Origin of the sequence: Neisseria sp. P0008.S010 (assembly GCF_051962715.1) — a bacterium.
Lineage (GTDB): Bacteria > Pseudomonadota > Gammaproteobacteria > Burkholderiales > Neisseriaceae > Neisseria > Neisseria elongata.
Genome location: NZ_JBQCVA010000024.1, coordinates 1 through 18,054 on the forward strand (window position 1 = coordinate 1; position 18,054 = coordinate 18,054).

General features: G+C 54.1%; 18 protein-coding genes, 1 tRNA gene and 1 pseudogene. 6 read left to right on the plus strand and 14 right to left on the minus strand.

Annotated features, from left to right (window positions below; all coding sequences use genetic code 11):
* Nucleotides 1–142 precede the first annotated feature (142 nt).
* From ACTHSL_RS07405 to ACTHSL_RS07470, 14 genes and pseudogenes are all read right to left on the minus strand, one after another.
* Nucleotides 143–1,219, minus strand: a complete 1,077-nt coding sequence (locus ACTHSL_RS07405; protein ID WP_440380922.1) for a nucleotidyltransferase domain-containing protein — start codon at nt 1,217–1,219, stop codon at nt 143–145.
* A gap of 42 nt (nt 1,220–1,261) precedes the next feature.
* Nucleotides 1,262–1,573, minus strand: coding sequence for a DUF6968 family protein (locus ACTHSL_RS07410; RefSeq protein WP_440380923.1), 312 nt, complete (start codon nt 1,571–1,573; stop codon nt 1,262–1,264).
* A gap of 4 nt (nt 1,574–1,577) precedes the next feature.
* Nucleotides 1,578–2,336 (minus strand): annotated as a pseudogene (locus tag ACTHSL_RS07415) (nucleotidyltransferase domain-containing protein).
* Between the two features lie 89 nt (nt 2,337–2,425).
* Nucleotides 2,426–3,718 carry a histidinol dehydrogenase gene (gene hisD, locus ACTHSL_RS07420; RefSeq protein ID WP_440380924.1) on the minus strand — a complete coding sequence of 431 codons (1,293 nt, stop codon included), beginning with the start codon at nt 3,716–3,718 and terminating at the stop codon, nt 2,426–2,428.
* Between the two features lie 133 nt (nt 3,719–3,851).
* Nucleotides 3,852–4,298, minus strand: a complete 447-nt coding sequence (locus ACTHSL_RS07425) for an ExbD/TolR family protein (protein WP_440380925.1) — start codon at nt 4,296–4,298, stop codon at nt 3,852–3,854.
* A 3-nt stretch (nt 4,299–4,301) separates the two neighbouring features.
* Nucleotides 4,302–4,970: a MotA/TolQ/ExbB proton channel family protein gene (locus ACTHSL_RS07430; RefSeq protein ID WP_440380926.1), complete on the minus strand. Its 669-nt coding sequence runs from the start codon at nt 4,968–4,970 to the stop codon at nt 4,302–4,304.
* 83 nt (nt 4,971–5,053) lie between these two features.
* On the minus strand, nt 5,054–5,986 hold the full coding sequence (locus tag ACTHSL_RS07435) for an energy transducer TonB (protein ID WP_440380927.1): 933 nt from the start codon (nt 5,984–5,986) through the stop codon (nt 5,054–5,056).
* Between the two features lie 116 nt (nt 5,987–6,102).
* Nucleotides 6,103–6,528, minus strand: a complete 426-nt coding sequence (locus tag ACTHSL_RS07440; protein WP_440380928.1) for a hypothetical protein — start codon at nt 6,526–6,528, stop codon at nt 6,103–6,105.
* Nucleotides 6,498–7,685 (minus strand): poly-beta-1,6-N-acetyl-D-glucosamine synthase, encoded by a 1,188-nt coding sequence (gene pgaC, locus ACTHSL_RS07445; protein ID WP_440380929.1) that lies wholly within the window; start codon nt 7,683–7,685, stop codon nt 6,498–6,500. The genes ACTHSL_RS07440 and pgaC overlap by 31 nt, the downstream gene beginning before the upstream one ends.
* Before the next feature lie 86 nt (nt 7,686–7,771).
* Entirely contained in the window at nt 7,772–8,104 is a 333-nt protein-coding gene (locus ACTHSL_RS07450; RefSeq protein WP_440380930.1) for a zinc ribbon domain-containing protein YjdM, read from the minus strand.
* Nucleotides 8,105–8,323: 219 nt separating this feature from the next.
* Nucleotides 8,324–10,384: a methionine--tRNA ligase gene (metG, locus tag ACTHSL_RS07455; RefSeq protein ID WP_440380931.1), complete on the minus strand. Its 2,061-nt coding sequence runs from the start codon at nt 10,382–10,384 to the stop codon at nt 8,324–8,326.
* Between the two features lie 134 nt (nt 10,385–10,518).
* A complete protein-coding gene (locus tag ACTHSL_RS07460; protein WP_070452617.1) occupies nt 10,519–11,193 on the minus strand; it encodes a site-2 protease family protein in 675 nt (224 codons plus the stop codon).
* Between the two features lie 57 nt (nt 11,194–11,250).
* A complete protein-coding gene (locus ACTHSL_RS07465; protein ID WP_440380932.1) occupies nt 11,251–11,967 on the minus strand; it encodes a lysostaphin resistance A-like protein in 717 nt (238 codons plus the stop codon).
* A gap of 34 nt (nt 11,968–12,001) precedes the next feature.
* Nucleotides 12,002–12,622 (minus strand): L-threonylcarbamoyladenylate synthase, encoded by a 621-nt coding sequence (locus tag ACTHSL_RS07470; RefSeq protein WP_003774799.1) that lies wholly within the window; start codon nt 12,620–12,622, stop codon nt 12,002–12,004.
* Between the two features lie 103 nt (nt 12,623–12,725).
* Here ACTHSL_RS07470 and ACTHSL_RS07475 point away from each other — a divergent pair, with 103 nt between their 5' ends.
* The 6 genes from ACTHSL_RS07475 to obgE all read left to right on the plus strand — a co-directional run bounded on the left by ACTHSL_RS07475 (nt 12,726) and on the right by obgE (nt 18,017).
* Nucleotides 12,726–13,319 (plus strand): tyrosine-protein phosphatase, encoded by a 594-nt coding sequence (locus ACTHSL_RS07475; RefSeq protein ID WP_074897859.1) that lies wholly within the window; start codon nt 12,726–12,728, stop codon nt 13,317–13,319.
* Between the two features lie 89 nt (nt 13,320–13,408).
* A tRNA-Lys gene (locus ACTHSL_RS07480) sits at nt 13,409–13,484 on the plus strand.
* Nucleotides 13,485–13,973: 489 nt separating this feature from the next.
* The gene (greA, locus tag ACTHSL_RS07485) at nt 13,974–14,450 is read left to right on the plus strand and encodes a transcription elongation factor GreA (protein ID WP_003774804.1); all 477 of its coding nucleotides are present in this window, start codon (nt 13,974–13,976) and stop codon (nt 14,448–14,450) included.
* A 104-nt stretch (nt 14,451–14,554) separates the two neighbouring features.
* Nucleotides 14,555–14,818, plus strand: a complete 264-nt coding sequence (hfq, locus tag ACTHSL_RS07490; RefSeq protein ID WP_003774806.1) for an RNA chaperone Hfq — start codon at nt 14,555–14,557, stop codon at nt 14,816–14,818.
* A 319-nt stretch (nt 14,819–15,137) separates the two neighbouring features.
* Nucleotides 15,138–16,592, plus strand: coding sequence for a pyruvate kinase (pyk, locus tag ACTHSL_RS07495; protein WP_440380933.1), 1,455 nt, complete (start codon nt 15,138–15,140; stop codon nt 16,590–16,592).
* A gap of 270 nt (nt 16,593–16,862) precedes the next feature.
* The gene (gene obgE, locus ACTHSL_RS07500; protein ID WP_440380934.1) at nt 16,863–18,017 is read left to right on the plus strand and encodes a GTPase ObgE; all 1,155 of its coding nucleotides are present in this window, start codon (nt 16,863–16,865) and stop codon (nt 18,015–18,017) included.
* The last annotated feature ends 37 nt before the right edge of the window (nt 18,018–18,054 follow it).

Below are 18,054 nucleotides of genomic sequence, written 5' to 3' on the forward strand. Positions count from 1 at the left end.
TTTAACTTCGGCACACCGTCCCAACAGCTAAAAATCTTGCGGGTTTGGTGTGGAATTTAGGGCTAATCTAGTACAGCACCAAAGTTTTTCTGCTGTGAAATATAAGCAGACGCAGCTAATATTTTTGACGACCTTTCGCCATCTATCCGTAAACGCTTTCCCTGACTGAAACCAAAGCCGCCAAAGCCGAAGCAGCATTTACCGTTTCGGGCAGGTCGGAAGCTTCAAACGCTGTTTCCACTTCTGCCATCAGCCGTTCCGCTTTTCCCAGCAGGTTTTCGTAGGAAGATTCGCCGCGTTTGATGGCGAGCAGTTCGTCGCGGTTGGGGCGGCGCGGGCGGATTTCGCCGTGGCGGGCGGTTTCGAGCAGACGGAAGGTGTGCATCATGTTTTTGGCGTCGTAGCCCTGTCCGTGTGCTTGCGTGCCTTGGTAGCGCGTTTCGTTGCGTTCCGCCAGCCATTGCTGATAGGAGGCGTATTCGCGGCAGTAGCTGCTGTATCCGTCTTGGTTGAAGGAAAGGTAGGCAAGCGGGGTTTCACCTTCGGGAACGGAGCTGAGGGAGAGGTTGGTGGCTTCGGGTTTGAGCGCGACGCCGTGGTAGCCGCGCGTGCCGTCGGGGTCGTAAAACAGGGCGTAGAGTTCGCGGGCGTGGGCGATTTTGACCAAACCGACCCGCCGCTGTTCCATTCCGCGTTGCGAAAGCCAGTGTTGCAGCGGCACGGTTTGCGCGCCTTCTATGATGTGGCAGAAATCGAGCACGCTTTTCTTTTCAGACGGCATCGGATTGCTGATTTTCTTGTTCAGCCCGCGTGCTTTTTTGATTTGCCCGTAGGCGTATCCGGCGAAACTCTGGCGACAGGCTTTGGACACAAACCATTCGGTTTTGAACGCGTCCATCAGCGGCGAGCGGTAGCGCACGCAGTCGGGCGGCGAGGCGAGCAGCTCCAGTGTGTTCGGGTTGCTTTGCAGCAAAAGCTCGATAAACCGCCCCAGTTCGTAATACACGATGTCGTTGGTTTCGTTGCTGATTTGCGGGATGTATTCCATGCCGTAAAACATCGATTTGGGCAGGTAAAACACGCCTTTGATGTCGGTATCGGATTCGGGTGTCGCCAAACCGTAGGCGCGGCTGCCGGAAACGGCTTCGAGCAGAAGCAGGTTTTGTGTATGCAAGTCTTCGATTTGTGAGGTGGTTGGGCATTGAAAAGCAGCCTGCACGTTCAGGCTGCCTTTGGTGTGTGTCGGATTTGTGAATCCAATTTACGGCTGATGTTGGTTGGAATTATCAAGCAAAGGAAATCCAAGATTTTTATCCCCGTACCAAGATAAATTTTCTTTTTTCCAGAAATCGGTGTGAGACAGAATAACGCCAAGTTTAATCATAGCCAAATAAATAGCCTGCAACATATCTTCACCGATTGCCCTTCCCTCATCACAATAATCATGTTTGCTTATTTTATATTGGCAAATATATGCTTTGTATTCGTCAGAAAAAAAGGGAAGATACATGGTAATTTCAACAGGCTCGCCATTTTCTGTATGTAATTCTCTATATCCTATGATTTTATGCATAAATTTATCCATTTACCGCCGCCAAAGTTTCGCGGAACAATTCGTTCAGCGGCCCGCTGTCGGCGGCTTGGGTGGCAGGGGCGGATAATTCGGAAACTTCGTTATATAAATCAATAGTCAGTCGTTGCAATTCAGGCGACAGCGTATGCAGGTAACTTTCATCCTGTTCCGCCTTGATGGCCACCAAATCGGCGATTTGGGCGGCGTAGTCCGTCTGCCATTCGCTCATCAGCTCGACCAGCGTCATCGGCGGGATGCCGCCTTGTTTGACTGCCCACCGTGCCGCGAGCAGCGGGCGCAGGACGTAAAACCATTTTTTCAGTTTGACGGGTTGCGCCAAATCCATGTTTCTCAAAGCGTTACCTGCAATGCCGCGATAATGGTGCAGCAGCGCGGCGGCTTGGACGTATTGCGGCGCAAGCGCGTTCAGACGGCCTGTGAAATCATCGTTCTGCGTATAAACCATCGGCGAACGCAGCCATTCGAGCAGCGTGGCATTGCTTTTCCGCAGCAGGCGCAACGCTTTGCGGATGTCCCAACCGCCGACGTCAAACCATTGGTTTTCGATAAATTCAAAGGTGTCTTTCGCTTCGTCGATTTGCAGATAATATTCCTGCGGACGGATATAAATGGTGCGCACGTCGTAATCGCTGTCGGGCGAGGCAAAGCCTCATGCGCGGCTGCCGCTCTCTACCGCCAGCAGGAAATGCAGCGGCTCAGAATGGGCGATGTGGGTGAGTTTTTCTTGAATGGCTTGTTTCATGATGTTTCTTTTAATAGAGGTCGTCTGAAAACCCTAACAACAGGTTTTCAGACGACCTTTGCTTTTGATGGATGGCCGGCTCGCCCGAATCAGTCTTTCAACCTGAATTCCGCTGAGCGCGCGTGAGCGGTCAGGCTTTCGCCGTGTGCCAACACGCTGGCGATTTTACCCAGTTTCTGCGCGCCTTGTTCGGAGACTTGGATCAGGCTGGAGCGTTTTTGGAAGTCGTAAGTACCCAGCGGCGAGGAGAAGCGGGCGGTGCGGCTGGTGGGCAGGACGTGGTTGGGGCCGGCGCAGTAGTCGCCGAGGCTTTCGCTGGTGTAGCGTCCCATGAAAATCGCGCCGGCGTGGCGGATTTTTTTCGCCCATTCCTGCGGGTTTTCTACCGACAATTCCAAGTGTTCGGGGGAAATGTAGTTGGCGATTTCGCAGGCTTCGTCCAAGTCTTTGGCGAGTATCATCGCGCCCCTGTTGCCGAGCGAGGCTTCGATGATGTCGCGGCGGGGCATGGTTTCGATGAGGCGGTTCATGGCGGCTTGGACTTCGTCGAGATAGGGCTGCGACGTTCCGATAAGGATGGCTTGGGCGATTTCGTCGTGTTCGGCCTGGCTGAACAAATCCATCGCCACCCAATCGGCGGGCGTGGTACCGTCGGCGATGACGAGGATTTCAGACGGCCCTGCCACCATGTCGATGCCGACCACGCCGAACACGCGGCGTTTGGCGGCGACGACGAAGGCGTTGCCCGGGCCAGTGATTTTATCGACCTGCGGTACGGACTCGGTACCGTAGGCGAGGGCGGCAACCGCCTGCGCGCCGCCGACGGTGAAGACTTTGGTAACGCCCGCGACGAAGGCGGCGGCAAGCACGATGTCGTTGCGTTCGCCTTTGGGCGTGGGGACGACCATGATGATTTCTTTCACACCTGCGACATGGGCGGGCATGGCGTTCATGATGACGGAACTTGGATACGCCGCTTTGCCGCCGGGGACGTAAATGCCGACGCGGTCAAGCGGTGTAATCTGTTGTCCCAACAGCGTGCCGTCTTCGTCTTCGTAGGTCCACGATTCCATTTTTTGGCGTTGGTGATAGCTTTCGACCCGTGCGGCGGCGGTTTTCAAGGCGGTTTGAATTTCCGGCTGCAAACGCTCAAATGCGGCCTGCAAATCGTCTTGCGTCAGGATGAGGTCGGCTATGGTTTGGGCGGACGTGCCGTCGAAGCGGTTGGTGTATTCGATGAGCGCCGCATCGCCGCGCTTTTGCACATCTGCGCAGATGTCGGCGACGATGCGGTCGATTTCGGGATTCTGTGCGGTCTCAAAGGCCAGCAGGGCTTTGAGTTCGGCTTGGAAAGAGGGGGATTGGGTGGTCAGTTTTTTCATGGCGTCAGTGGCGTGGTTGATGGGGTTGCGGACTGATTTTACGCTTTTGTACGAAGACGGTTAAGGGATTATGGGCAGAAAATGAATGAGGCCGTCTGAAAAATGTTTTTCAGACGGCCTGAGGGCAGGCGGTTTATTGTCCGCCGTTGGTATTTTTGACTTCGGTGTTGAAGCCGATTTTTTTGATTTTGGCTTCCTTGGCAATGTCGATGGCTTGAATGACGGTGCCGTAATCAACGTCTTTGGAGGCATCCACAGCCAAGATTACATCCGGGTTTTTGGTGACGGCGGCGGAAAATGCTGCCGCCAGCTGCTCTTTCGGTGTAGGGGTCGCACCCCGGTCGATGAAGTATTGCCCCTTGTCGTCCACAGACAGCCACATCGGTTCTTTCGGTTTCTGCTCTTCTTCGCCCTTCACGGTTTCTGCGGCGGTCGGCAGGCTGATTTGGATGGAGTGGGTCAGTACGGGCATGGTAATCATGAATACGATCAGTAAAACCAGCATCACGTCTACCAGCGGGGTTACGTTGATGTCGCTTACGGGCGAGTCTTCGCCGCCGTCGTGCATGGAGAAGGACATGGTTTACTCCTTGTCTTTTTTGTTTAATATTTGAACGTGCAGGTCGTGGCCGAAAGCATGCAAATCTTGTTGCAGGGTTTTATTGCCGCGCACTAAGAAATTGTAGCTCAAAACGGCGGGGATGGCGGCGAACAGGCCGAATGCCGTGGCAACCAGTGCTTCGCCGATCGGGCTGGCAACGGCGGCGATGCTGACCTGGCCGCTTTGTCCGATATTCACTAAGGCGTGATAGATGCCCCATACCGTGCCGAACAGGCCGATAAACGGCGCACTGGAACCGATGGAGGCCAGTGCGGTCAGGCCGCCTTCGAAGCCGCGCATAATCTGTCCTTGGTTGTGATGGATCTGATGCAGCAGATATTGGCTGAAGGGTACGCCGGAAGCCAAATCGGTATCTTGGTTTCGATGGAAGAATTCGTCTGCTTTGACTGCGTCCAATAACATATTGCTCATTGGTGCATCTTCGTTTTCGTGGGCAATGCGGATGGCATCTTCCCAAGATTTCGCGCCCCAAATCCGGTCTTTGACACGGGCGTTGGCTTTTTTGGCCCTGCGGAGTTTGATGGTGCGGACGATCATCACCGTCCAAGTGGCCAGGCTCATGATGACGAGGATGAGGAAGGCGGCGATGAGGACGGGGTCGCCTTGTTTGAAAACGTGTAATAAATCCATGTTTGCTGCTTTCTTTCGTTTATGGTTGATTAAAAATTTCTGTTTTAGGCCGTTTCAGACGGCCTGAACGGTATGTTGCACTTTTAAGGAAGCTTGAAAGTGATTCTTGCACCTTTGTAACGCACCCATTTGCCGCCTGTATTGTAATGACCGGCGCGGGCACCTTTCTGTGCCGCCCTGTCGAGGCGGGAATAGCCGCTGCTTTTGGTTACTTTGACTTCGATTACTTGATTGTTTGGATCAACAAGCAAATCCATGACTACCGTGCCTTCTTCCCTGTCGTCGATAGATTGGGGCGGGTAGGCCGGTACGCCGAGGTTGCCGCCGGCTTTTACGATGGCATTGCCTGCGCTGCTGCCTGCACCGCCGCCGTCTCCATGACCGCTACCGCCACCGCTACCGGAACCGCTGCCCGGGCCTGTACCCGTGCCTTCTCCCGAACCTTTGCCGCCGCCTGATCCGCCGCCGCTGCCCGTGCTGCCGGGTTTGCCGTGTGCTTTGGGATCTGTTCCCTTGCCTTCACCAGTACCTGTTCCCCCGGGGGCGGTGTATGCCGGCTGTTTTGGAGGAGGCGGCGCGGTTTGGGCCGGAGGAAGCGGTTTGGGTTCCGGCTTAGGTTCGGGCTTGGGTTCCGGTTTTGGCTCGGGTTTCGGTTCTTCTTTGGCTATGCGGATGTCGGCCTTTTCGGTTTTGGTAACCACAGGCTTGATTTTTGGTTTTTCCGCTTTTTTAACCACGGGTTTGGGCTTGATTTTTTCCGGTTTGGGCGGTTCGACCGGTTTGGGCGGTTCGGGCTGTGCCTGCTGCTGTTTCAGCTCGGGCGCAGGAGCGGCTTCGGGTTCGCCGCCTCCGCCGCCACCGGGCAGGCCAAGCCCGCCCAAATCGACAAATTCCATGTCTTGGATTGTCGGTGGTAAGGAAAGGGGATTTAAAAACATCAGCAGTGCAAATAATGCAACGTGCATCAGGGTAACAAATCCCAATATGGAAAAGGTAAGTAGGCGATCGTTTTTCATAGGGGCGGTATACTAATAAAAATTATTCCTGATTTCAAGCAGTTTTTTTATGATTTACCCCTGTTTATGCCGTTTATTTGTTAATTAGGCTTTTGGGTGTTGAAAAATAGGTGTTTTCAGACGGCCTTGCCGGTATTTTGTTTGTTGTTTTTGCGTTGGCGGCGCATGCGTTTGCGCATCGCGCTGCCGGTAATGAGCGACCATGACAGTAGGAAGTTAAATTGCAGCAGGATGACGAGCAGGACGGTTTTAGCCAGTTGGGGCAGGGTTTGACCGTCGAGAATGGGGCGGGAGAAGATTTGGCGGTGGTTGCGGGAGATGAAATAAATTATGGCCAGCCACATCAGCCAGGTCAGCGTGGTTAGGATGAAATGGCGGATGAGGATGCGGCGGTTACGGTAGCGGGGGCGTGTGATGATCATCAGTTGCCCCAAATCGCGGGATCGGCGGCTGGTCATGCGGTTGGTTCTCGGGTAATCTGTTTCGGCAGTTTGATTTTTCAGACGGCCTGTTATTGTAATCCCCTGTCGGGGCTGATCCATGTGGCTGCACGGTTTTTATCGCGGAAAACGGCGCGGGGGAAACCGTGCAGCAGGGTGAGTCCGTTCAGCAGCCAAAAGGCATAGGGGTACCAGATGCAGTGGAAAAAGTAGCGGTACAGCCCGGTTTCGTAGCGGCTGTCGATTATCATGCTGACGGAAAATTGCAGCAGGAACAGGCAGAAAGTGATGACGGTCGGCACTTCTACGGTGAGCGGATTGAATGAGCCGTCATTGATGCCCTGCCACAGTCCGAAGGGTATCATAATCAGCAGGGCAAAGGCCCAAAACAGGGTAATGAGGTATTCCAGATACAACGGCCACAGGCGGAGGTTTTGCATTCTGAGCATCTGACGGAAATATTTGAGGACGGTTTCCGCACCTCCCTGCGCCCATCGCAGCCGTTGCCGGTAGAGGCCGATCAGGGTTTCGGGCATCAATACCCAGCAAAGGGCGCGGGGTTCGTAGCCGACGCTGTAACCTGCGGTTTGCGCTTTCCAGGTGATGTCTATGTCTTCGGTAATCATATTTTCGCTCCAGCCGCCCAGCTCCAGCAGGATGTCGCGGCGCAGGCAGAGGATGACGCCGGAGAGTGTGAACAACATGCCCGAAATACTTTGGGAGCGTTTGATCAGGCCGATGATCGAGCTGAATTCGGCCACTTGCAGTTTGCCGAGCAGGGTGCTGCGGTTGCGTACGCGCGGATTGCCTGTCAGCCCGCCGAGATTGGGGTCTGTTTCCATACTTTGTACGAAGTATGACAATGCGCCGTAGTCAAGGACGGAATCGCCGTCAATGCAGACGATATATTTTCCTTGGGCATGGCGCAGGCCGTGGTTGAGTGCCGAAGCTTTGCCGCCGTTGGCCTGATGAAGGACGCGGATGCGGTCGTGCTGTTGCGCCCAGCTGCGGATGAGCGGCAGTGTGTCGTCCGTGCTGCCGTCGTCGATAAAAATCAGTTCGTAATCCGGATAGTCAAGATTGAGCAGGTGCGGGATGGAGGTTTGCAGGTTGCGGGCTTCGTTGAAGCAGGGGATGAGGACGCTGACGGGCGGAGTGTTTGTGCATGTGTCGTCAGCATAGCGGTTTTCCCAGATCAGGAAATACAGCAGTGCGGAGATGGTCCAATAAGCAGCCATGATGCCGGGGTAAAGCAGCACGAAGAGGCCGAAATAGTCATATCATTGCATAGGTCGGATGGGCGAAATGTGTTTTCAGACGGCCGTCAGGCCGTCTGAAAATGGTTTTAGGCTTTTTTGACGAATTCGGATTTCAGATTCATTGCGCTGCCGTCGATTTTGCAGCCGATGTTGTGGTCGCCCTCCTGCAGGCGTATGCCTTTGACTTTGGTGCCTTGCTTGATGACCATCGAACTGCCTTTGACTTTCAGGTCTTTAATCAGTACCACGGTGTCGCCGTCTTGCAAAATCGCGCCGTTGGCATCTTTGACATTCAAGCCTTCATCGGCGGCCGGTGTTTCGGTTTCGTTCCATTCATGGGCGCATTCGGGGCAGACATATTGTCCGCCGTCTTCGTAGGTGTATTCCGACTGGCATTGCGGGCAGGGGGGTAACGACATGGTTTGCTTCCTGATTGTTTTTTGATAAATGAAGACGGGATTATACAGGTGGTTTGCCGGAAAGGCCGAATGGGGCCGGCCTTTGGTTTTTTCGCGGCAGCTAAAGGCCGTCTGAAAATACGAATGAGGGTGCAATTATCCGGTATGCCATAGTTTGATAAGGTATAAAAAAGCCATCTGAACATCGGTTATAGATGTTTCAGACGGCTTTTTTCAGTTTTAGCCCACTTTGTCGCCCGGCTGCGCGCCTGCATCCACATCCAAGAGCCTCAGTTTGCCCTCGGCGGTGGCGGCGGAGAGGATCATGCCTTCGGATACGCCGAATTTTGCCATTTTGCGCGGGGCGAAGTTGGCGACGGCGATGACCATGCGGCCGTTCAATTCGGCGGGGTTGGGATAAGACGCGGCGATGCCGGAGAAGATGATGCGTTTTTCAAAACCGAAATCGAGGTCGAATTTCAGGAGTTTGGTGCTGCCTTCGACGGCTTCGCAGTTCAATACTTTGGCGACGCGCATGTCGATTTTCATGAAGTCGTCGAAGCTCGCCTGTTCGGCGACTTTTTCGTATTTGCTGTCTTCAACAGGCGCGGGGGTCGTCTGAATGCTTTGTTTGTTGGCTTCGATTAAATCGTCCACTTGTTTTTGCTCCACTCGTTGCATTAAATGTTCGTATTTGTTGATGGCGTGTCCGCCCAAGGTTTCACGCGTGTTCGCCCAAGTAATCGCGTCCAGATTGAGGAAACGCGCGGCGTTGGCGGCGGTTTGCGGCAATACGGGGGCGAGGTAGGCGGTCAGCATGGTGAAGGCGTTGATGAGTTCGCTGCATACTTCGTGCAGGCGTTCGTCTTGACCTTCCTGTTTGGCGAGTTCCCACGGTTTGTTGGCATCGACGTATTCGTTTACCGCATCCGCCAATGCCATGATGTCGCGCAGGGCGCGGGCGTATTCGCGGTTTTCGTATTGCTCGGCGATGGTGTCGCTTTCGGCAGCGAGTTTTGCCAGCAATGCGCTGCCTGAAACATCTTTCAGACGACCTTCAAAGCGTTTGGCGATGAAACCTGATGCGCGTGCGGCGATGTTGACGTATTTGCCGACGAGGTCGCTGTTGACGCGGCTGATAAAGTCTTGCAGGTTCAAATCGATGTCTTCGATTTTGCTGTTGAGTTTGGCGGCGATGTAGTAGCGCATCCACTCGGGGTTCAGGCCTTGTTCCAGATAGGATTTGGCGGTGATGAACGTGCCGCGCGATTTGGACATTTTTTGTCCGTCGACGGTCAAAAAGCCGTGTGCGTACACGCTGGTCGGGGCGCGATGGCCGGAGAAATGCAGCATGGCGGGCCAGAACAGGGCGTGGAAATAGAGGATGTCTTTGCCGATGAAATGGTACATCTCGGTTTGGCTGTCGGCTTTGAAGTATTCGTCAAAATCGATGCCGATACGGTCGCACAGGTTTTTAAACGACGCCATGTAGCCGACAGGCGCGTCGAGCCAGACGTAGAAGTATTTGCCCGGCGCGTCGGGGATTTCAAAACCGAAATACGGCGCGTCGCGGGAGATGTCCCAGTCGGACAGGGTGGTTTCTTCGCCTTCGCCCAGCCATTCTTTCATTTTGTTGAGGGCTTCGGGTTGCAGATGGGGCTTGCCGTCGTGCGGGTTGTTGCCGGAAGTCCATGCTTTGAGGAAGTCGGCGCATTCGCCCAGTTTGAAGAAGAAGTGTTCGGATTCGCGCAATTCGGGTTTGGCACCGGAAACGGCGGAATACGGGTTGATCAGTTCGGTCGGGGAATAGGTCGTGCCGCAGACTTCGCAGTTGTCGCCGTATTGGTCTTGGGCGTGGCATTTCGGGCATTCGCCTTTGACGAAGCGGTCGGGCAGGAACATTTGTTTTTCGGGGTCGAAAAGCTGCTCGATGACGCGGCTTTCGATTTTGCCGTTGGCTTTCAGCGCGCGGTAAATGTCTTGGGAAAACTGTTTGTTTTCAGGGGAATGGGTGCTGTAATAATTGTCGTAGCCGATGAAAAAGCCGGTGAAGTCGGCGAGGTGCTCTTCGCGCACTTTGGCAATCATGTCTTCGGGCGCGATGCCTTGTTTTTGCGCGGCAAGCATCACGGGCGTGCCGTGGGTGTCGTCGGCGCAGCAGTAGTGGCACTCGTGGCCGCGCAGTTTTTGAAAGCGCACCCAAACGTCGGTTTGGATGTGTTCGACCATGTGGCCGAGGTGGATGCTGCCGTTGGCATAGGGCAGCGCGGAGGTAACGAGGATTTTGCGTGGTTTGGTCATGTCGGTTATCGGTTAAATCATGTGAAAATAAGGGGGTATTATGCCACAAAGAGCGGCAGGTCAAGTGAGGCCGTCTGAAAACGTTTTTCCGGCCGGAGTATGTTTTCAGACGGCCTGATTGGTATGGTGGGGCATCAGTGGAGCATGATGGCTACCAGGCTGCCGACGGTCATGTAAACGACGGCGGCGGCTTTTTCCAGCAGGGAGATGACGGGTTCCATAATCGGATACAGCAGCCTGGTCATCAGCAGGAAGAAGATGATCCAGGTACCGTAGGGTTCGATTTTTTGGTATTGCACCGACCATTTCGCAGGCAGGAAGCTGTCGATAAAGCGGCCGCCGTCCAAAGGAAGGATGGGCAGCATGTTGAGGGTGAACAGTACGATGTTGATGGAGATGCCGTATTGTGTCATGCCGTAGAGGGGTTCTTGGAAGGATTCGGGGACGACGAGGCCGAACAGGCCCAACAGCAATGCCCAGCCGAAGGCCATGGCAAGGTTGGCCAAGGGGCCGGCAACGGCGATGGTGCGCCAAGCGATTCTGGTGTTGCGGAGGTTGCGGCTGATGACGGGGACGGGTTTGGCCCAGCCGAACAGGAAGGGGGACTGCATCAGCAGCAGGGCCGCGGGGACGAGGATGGTGCCGATCAAGTCGATATGTGCCAAGGGGTTGAGCGTCAGCCTGCCCAGTTTTTCCGCCGTATTGTCGCCCCAATAGCGGGCGGCGTAGGCGTGGGCGGCTTCGTGAAGGGTAATGGCCAGCAGCAGGGGTGCGACGGCCAGGAGGAAGGTGGCTAAATCAAATTGCATGTAAGGTTCTTTCGGTTTGGAAGGGCATTGTGGGCCGTCTGAAAATATTTCGTTATCCTAATTCAAATTTAATCCGGAATAAATGGATGAAATCGCCACCGCGTTATTGGCCATATGGACGGCGATGCTCCAACGGATGTCGCGCAGGTGGAGGTATGCGGTGCATAAAACCGCCCCCATTGCGCCGTATATCGCCAATGCTGGCCAGTCGTAAAGCGAGTGCATAAAACCGAAAATCAGCGCGGAAAGGGCTACGGCGGTAAAGCGTCCGGCGAAGGTTTGCAACGTGTCGCCGAAAATATTGAGCAGGATACCGCGAAACAACCACTCCTCCGCCAATGGCGCGACCAATACCACATCGGCCAAAACCAGTATGGCGGGCAGGCTGCGCACCCATTCGATAATCGCCTGTTGGTTTTCCAATTCCTGCGGCGGGATGCCGAACATCCATTCCAAAATCGGATGACCGTAAGTGCCGATTAAGAATAAAAGGCCGAGGTAGGTTGCCGACCAAACAATCTTCTTCCGCATGGGGATAAGGTTGCGGTTGGCGAAGTAGGTATGGGTATGCCTGCCGGAGCGGTAGCTCCAATACAGCGGCAGCAGTATGATGCAGGCGGCCGCGGCGAAAACGGGCGGTTGATAGAGGGCTGCGTTCGGGCTGATGCTCCCGGCCTGCTTGTTTGTGAAGGAAAAGGACGCAATCAGCATCGGCAGCAGGTTTATCCAAAACAAATAGCAGACGAATAAGACGGATTGGTTTGTTTTGTTCATTAGTTTTGTTTGCCGTTCGTGCTTTCAGACGGCCTCAAAGGCCGAAAACGGCTTTGTCGCCCCTGCCTTCGCGCACCAATACCGTGCCGTCGGTCATGTCTACCACCGTGGTCGGTTCCATGCCGCACCAGCCGCCGTCTATCACCAAGTCCACCGAATGCTCCAAACGATCGCGGATTTCGTAAGGGTCGGACAACGGCTCGCCGTCTTCCGGCAGCATCAGCGTGCAGCTTAACAACGGTTCGCCCAATTCGTTCAGCAGCGCGAGGGCGATTTTATTGTCGGGGACGCGCAGGCCTATGGTTTTACGCTTCGGATGCAGCGTGCGGTTCGGCACCTCTTTGGTTGCCTGAAGGATAAAGGTGTAGCTGCCGGGGGTGGCGGCTTTCAATTGGCGGAACTGGCTGTTGTCCACTTTGGCGTAAGTGCCCAGTTCGCCCAAATCGGCGCACATCAGCGTCAGATGGTGCTTCAAATCGATTTGGCGGATACGCAAAATCCGCTCCATCGCTTCCTTATCGCCCAAACGGCAGCCGAGCGCGTAGCAGGAATCGGTCGGATAGGCAATTACGCCGCCGTTGCGGACGATTTCCGCCGCCTGTTTGATTAACCGTTCCTGCGGATTGTCGGGATGGATGGCGAAAAACTGTGCCATGGGGAACTCCTTGTTAAAGCCTGTTGCCGCAAATACGACGTCCTGCTAGCCGAAAAAAGTGTGAAATGATACTCTAGCGGCCGTTACAACAAAAGGAAAAAATATGCGTCAATTCGCCGTTTTAATTTTGGCTGCGGCACTGTCGGCCAATGTTTGCGCCGAAAATGCGGCAGACATGCCGATGAAGTGGGCAACGCCGGTCAAACAGGATGCCAATCTCTACCGTTTGGACGACAAACTCTACCGCAGCGAACAGCTTACCCGTTCCGATGCGGCTGCAGTGCAGAGTTTGGGCATCAAAAGCGTCATCAACCTGCGTTTTTTCGACCGCGACGATAACGAAACCGCCTTGTCGGGAAGCGGCATCGCCCTGTTTAACAAACCGCTGCTGACTTGGCGCATCAAGCCGAAACACATCGCCGAAACCCTGTATCTGATTGAGCAACGGCAAAAACAAGGCCCTGTTTTAATTCATTGTTACCACGGTGCGGACCGCACCGGCCTGATTTCGGGCATGTACCGCGTCATTTACCAAAACTGGCCGATTGAAGAAGCCAAACGGGAAATGCAGCAGGGGCCTTACGGCTATCACAGCATTTGGCGCAACATCGCCAATATGTTTACGGAAGAAAAAGTGGCCAAGGTGCGGGAGGAGTTGGCACGCATCCGCCAACGGGAAGAAAACCGAAGCCGGTAGATAAAGGGATGGAAATATTTTTCAGACGGACTTTAAAAAGAGCTTGACGCATTTCTAAAACCGCATTATTATGCGCGCTTACCTTTTACGGGTCGTTAGCTCAGTCGGTAGAGCAGCGGACTTTTAATCCGTTGGTCGAGCGTTCGAATCGCTCACGACCCACCAAATCAAATATAAAGAGCCAAGTTTGAAATAACTTGGCTCTTTATATTTGATTTGAAGGAAGGTGATGCAGGCAGAGACCTTTGCAAAAATAGTCTGTTAACGAAATTTGACGCATAAAAATGTGCTAAAAAAATTTCAATCGACTAAAACCTTTCTGATACTGAGAAAAAAGTGGAAGAAATCAGGGAGGTTCCTCATTTTGAAAATGGTGTTGAGCATAAAATTTTAATAACTTATGTTATTGTAAAGGTCTCAGGCAATGCGGTTTGACGAGAAACGGGGAGTGTTGTGATTGGCATGCCGTTTGCGCTTTTCCGTCAGTCTGCGTCAGGCATTGCAGAACATATTGTTTTTGGTACAATGCCGCCTGAAATGAATCCTGCAAGCCGCCGTCCGACCGCGCGGCTTGCCTTTTTATTGTTTCACCGATGGCCGTGCCTCCCGCTTGAATATAGGTTGGGAAACCATCGCTTCCAGGAATAGAAAGATATGAAAAAAATCCCTTTGACAATTCGGGGTGCCGAACTGCTGAAAAACGAACTCCAACAGCTTAAAAGCGTGGCGCGTCCCGAGGTAATCGCAGCCATAGCGGAAGCCCGCTCACATGGCGACTTGTCTGAAAATGCCGAATACGAGGCAGCCAAAGAAAAACAAGGATTCATCGAAGGCCGAATCGCAGAAATCGAGCATAAATTGTCTCACGCCCATATCATCAATCCTGCCGAAATCCATGCCGAAGGCAAGGTGGTGTTCGGCGCGACCCTGATGCTGGAAGACCTCGACAGCGGCGACCATGTGCGTTACCAAATCGTCGGAGAGGACGAGGCCGACATTAAAGCAGGCAAGATTTCTGTTGTTTCCCCGATTGCCCGCGCCTTAATCGGCAAGGAAGAGGGGGATGTCGCCGAAGTTCAGGCGCCTGGTGGCGTCCGCGAATACGAAATTGTCGAAGTGCAGTACGTCTGACCTTGTTTTTTACCTGCAACAGGTAGTCAAGGCTGCTGATAACCGTTACAATCGCCCACTGCTTATTTCTAATAACCAAAACCATCTGAAAATGGAGTTTTAATATGACAGCAAAAGGACAAATGCTGCAAGATCCTTTCTTGAATGCCCTTCGTAAAGAACATGTGCCGGTTTCCATCTACCTTGTAAACGGCATCAAGTTGCAGGGGCAGGTCGAATCGTTCGACCAATACGTCGTGCTGTTGCGTAACACATCAGTTACACAAATGGTCTACAAACACGCTATTTCCACCATCGTTCCCGCCCGCGCGGTCAGCCTGCAACACGAAGCAAAAGCAGCGGAAGCAGAAGCGCCTGCAGCGGAATAAACGGTTTGCTTGAACAGGCCGTCTGAAAGTTTGAACTGCTCTTTGTCGGGCTGGATAGAATATTCAGTTTGATTGGGGCAGTTTAAATTTCCAGACGGCCTTCAAACCGTCTATGCAGGATCAAAATTGAATCAATCAAATTCAAATCGGCGCAGGGCGGCAAAGCGATAGCCGAAACGGTACAAGCCGTATGGCAAACCAAGCTGGGCCATATTGATTTAAAGTAGCCCCCGAGACAGACAAATCGATTTTTCATCCAAACAAGGCAGGGCCGTATTCCATTTGCCGTTAAACATCGAACCGTTTTCAGGAACAACCAATGAATATTCGTGATACCGAACGCATCCGCCATAACACCAAAATCATTGCCACACTGGGGCCGGGCAGCAATAACATCGAACTTTTGCGCGACATGATCCTTGCCGGCGGGTTAAATGTCATCCGCTTCAACTTCAGCCACGGCGATGCCGAATTCCACCGCGCCAATGCCGAAATCGTGCGTGAGGCGGCACGGCAGGCGCGTCAGGAAGTTGCCATTATGGCCGATTTGCAGGGGCCGAAAATCCGCATCGGCAAAATTGCGGGCGGCGGTATCAACGTCAAAGCGAGCGAAACCCTGCTGCTGGATGCCGCGTGGAGCGGAGAGGGCGGACGCGAACGCATCGGCCTCGACTACCGCGAGCTGCCGGATGACGTCAAACCCGGCGACGTGCTGCTGTTGGACGACGGCCTGCTTACCCTGACCGTTACCGAAGTAAACGGCAGCGAAATCCGCACCGTCGCACAAAACGACCATTTCCTGAAAAGCAACAAAGGCATCAACAAACAGGGCGGCGGCCTGAGTGCCGGTTCGTTTACCGAAAAAGATTTCCGCGACCTCAAAACCGCCGTGGCCATCGGCTGCGACTATCTGGCCGTCAGCTTCGTTAAAAATGCGGAAGACATGAAAATCGCCCGCGACCTTTTGCAGGCCGAATGCCAAGACTGCCCGCGTCCCGGACTGGTGGCCAAAATCGAACGCATCGAAGCGGTGCACAACCTCGACAGCATCATTGAAGCTTCAGACGGCATCATGGTGGCGCGCGGCGATTTGGCGGTGGAAGTCGGCAATGCGGCCGTTCCTGCACTGCAAAAACGCATGATCAAACGCGCACGCGAATTGCGCCGTTTCAGCATCACCGCCACCCAAATGATGGAATCGATGATTACCAACCCCGTGCCGACACGCGCCGAGGTCAGCGATGTGGCCAACGCCGTACTCGACGGCACCGATGCCGTCATGTGTTCGGCAGAAACCGCCGTCGGAGCCTATCCTTTTGAAACCGTAAAGCAAATGGCCGCCATCTGCGCCGCCGCCGAAAAAGAACAGGATTCCTTGATTGGCACCATAGATGATTTCGACGACAGCCGCCGCATCGACCACGCCATTGCGGGCGGTGCCGTCCACGTTGCCCGTGAAGTGGACGCCAAAGCCATCGTCGCCCTGACCGAAAGCGGTACGACCGCATTCCAAATCAGCCGCTACGGCATCCAAATCCCGATTTACGCCCTTACACCCAGCACCTCCGCCCAACGCCGCATGGCCATGTATCGCGGCGTGCGCCCGCTACACCTGGAAACCAGTACCGACCACGATGCCGCCCTGGAGCAAGTGGAAAACGAATTGATCAGGCTCGGCGTATTGAAAAGCGGCGACCAATACATCATCACCAGCGGCCGCCGTATGCGCGAAAGCGGCAGCACCAACACCTTGCAGGTCATACAGGCAGAGTAGGGTGCAGACAGGGATAGGCCGTCTGAAAGCAAATAAACGTCGGCATGACCGTGCGCCTGACGGAAACGTGGTTTTCAGACGGCCTCATATACAGTTTCCTGCTTGGGCAAATCTGCGGTACCGTTCAAACAGACGTGATTGGAAGAGCCGCCCGTCGGAAAAGATTTTTTCAGACGGCCTCCATATATCCCTTATAATACCGCCGATTAACCATTTACCCTTTTCAGACGGCCTCCAAAGGCCGTCTGAAAACATACGGATAAAACAAACATGAAATTCATCGACGAAGCAAAAATCGAAGTTGCCGCAGGCAAAGGCGGTAATGGCGCAACCAGTTTCCGCCGCGAAAAATTCGTACCGCGCGGCGGTCCTGACGGCGGCGACGGCGGCAAAGGCGGTAGCGTCTGGGCAGAAGCCGACGAAAACACCAACACCCTCGTCGAATACCGCTTCGTCAAACGCTACCAGGCCAAAAACGGCGAAAAAGGTCACGGTTCCGACCGCTACGGCGCAGGGGCGGACGACATCGTCCTCAAAATGCCCGTCGGCACCCTTATCCGCGACCTCGACACCGACGAAATCGTCGCCGATCTCACCCACCACGGCCAGCGCGTCTGCCTTGCCAAAGGCGGCAAAGGCGGCTTGGGCAACATCCACTTCAAATCATCCGTTAACCGCGCCCCAAAACAATCCACGCCCGGCGAAGAAGGCGAAACCCGTTCCCTGCAACTCGAACTCAAAGTCCTCGCCGATGTCGGCTTGTTAGGCATGCCCAACGCCGGTAAATCCACCCTGATTACCGCCGTATCCGCCGCTCGCCCCAAAATCGCCAACTATCCCTTCACCACCCTGCACCCGAATTTAGGCGTCGTGCGCATCGACGAAAACCACAGCTTCGTCATGGCAGACATCCCCGGTCTGATTGAAGGTGCGGCAGAAGGCGCAGGCCTCGGCCATCGTTTCCTCAAACACTTATCACGTACCGGTCTGTTGCTGCACGTCGTCGATTTAGCCCCCTTCGATGAAACCGTCAACCCCGCCGAAGAAGCACTCGCCATCATCAACGAATTACGCAAATACGACGAAGAACTCTACGACAAACCACGCTGGCTGGTGCTGAACAAACTCGACATGCTCGATGAAAAAGAAGCCCAAACGCGTACCGCCGCCTTCCTCGAAGCCATCGGCTGGGCCTACCCCAAACCCGACGACTGCTTCCAATTCGACATGGAAACCCCGCGCCTCTTCCAAATCAGCGCTCTGACCCACCAAGGTACGCAGGAATTGGTGCACCAAATCAACCAATACCTGACCGAGAAAAAACGCATCGAAGCCGAGAAAGCAGAAGCGGAGCAGGCAGCCGCAAATGTCGAAATTATCGAACAGCAGCCTAAAACAGATACTGGCGTGTTTAAGCCAGAGTAAGAAGGATGGTTTCAGACGGACCTTTGACATTAATCAG

What these genes read in the sequence shown, in the direction of transcription:
- ACTHSL_RS07410 (WP_440380923.1), bottom strand. Translation starts at nt 1,573, where the DNA reads ATGCATAAAATCATAGGATATAGAGAATTACATACAGAAAATGGCGAG.
- hisD (WP_440380924.1), bottom strand. Translation starts at nt 3,718, where the DNA reads ATGAAAAAACTGACCACCCAATCCCCCTCTTTCCAAGCCGAACTCAAA.
- ACTHSL_RS07425 (WP_440380925.1), bottom strand. Translation starts at nt 4,298, where the DNA reads ATGTCCTTCTCCATGCACGACGGCGGCGAAGACTCGCCCGTAAGCGAC.
- ACTHSL_RS07430 (WP_440380926.1), bottom strand. Translation starts at nt 4,970, where the DNA reads ATGGATTTATTACACGTTTTCAAACAAGGCGACCCCGTCCTCATCGCC.
- ACTHSL_RS07435 (WP_440380927.1), bottom strand. Translation starts at nt 5,986, where the DNA reads ATGAAAAACGATCGCCTACTTACCTTTTCCATATTGGGATTTGTTACC.
- ACTHSL_RS07440 (WP_440380928.1), bottom strand. Translation starts at nt 6,528, where the DNA reads ATGGATCAGCCCCGACAGGGGATTACAATAACAGGCCGTCTGAAAAAT.
- ACTHSL_RS07450 (WP_440380930.1), bottom strand. Translation starts at nt 8,104, where the DNA reads ATGTCGTTACCCCCCTGCCCGCAATGCCAGTCGGAATACACCTACGAA.
- metG (WP_440380931.1), bottom strand. Translation starts at nt 10,384, where the DNA reads ATGACCAAACCACGCAAAATCCTCGTTACCTCCGCGCTGCCCTATGCC.
- ACTHSL_RS07460 (WP_070452617.1), bottom strand. Translation starts at nt 11,193, where the DNA reads ATGCAATTTGATTTAGCCACCTTCCTCCTGGCCGTCGCACCCCTGCTG.
- ACTHSL_RS07465 (WP_440380932.1), bottom strand. Translation starts at nt 11,967, where the DNA reads ATGAACAAAACAAACCAATCCGTCTTATTCGTCTGCTATTTGTTTTGG.
- ACTHSL_RS07470 (WP_003774799.1), bottom strand. Translation starts at nt 12,622, where the DNA reads ATGGCACAGTTTTTCGCCATCCATCCCGACAATCCGCAGGAACGGTTA.
- ACTHSL_RS07475 (WP_074897859.1), top strand. Translation starts at nt 12,726, where the DNA reads ATGCGTCAATTCGCCGTTTTAATTTTGGCTGCGGCACTGTCGGCCAAT.
- greA (WP_003774804.1), top strand. Translation starts at nt 13,974, where the DNA reads ATGAAAAAAATCCCTTTGACAATTCGGGGTGCCGAACTGCTGAAAAAC.
- hfq (WP_003774806.1), top strand. Translation starts at nt 14,555, where the DNA reads ATGACAGCAAAAGGACAAATGCTGCAAGATCCTTTCTTGAATGCCCTT.
- pyk (WP_440380933.1), top strand. Translation starts at nt 15,138, where the DNA reads ATGAATATTCGTGATACCGAACGCATCCGCCATAACACCAAAATCATT.
- obgE (WP_440380934.1), top strand. Translation starts at nt 16,863, where the DNA reads ATGAAATTCATCGACGAAGCAAAAATCGAAGTTGCCGCAGGCAAAGGC.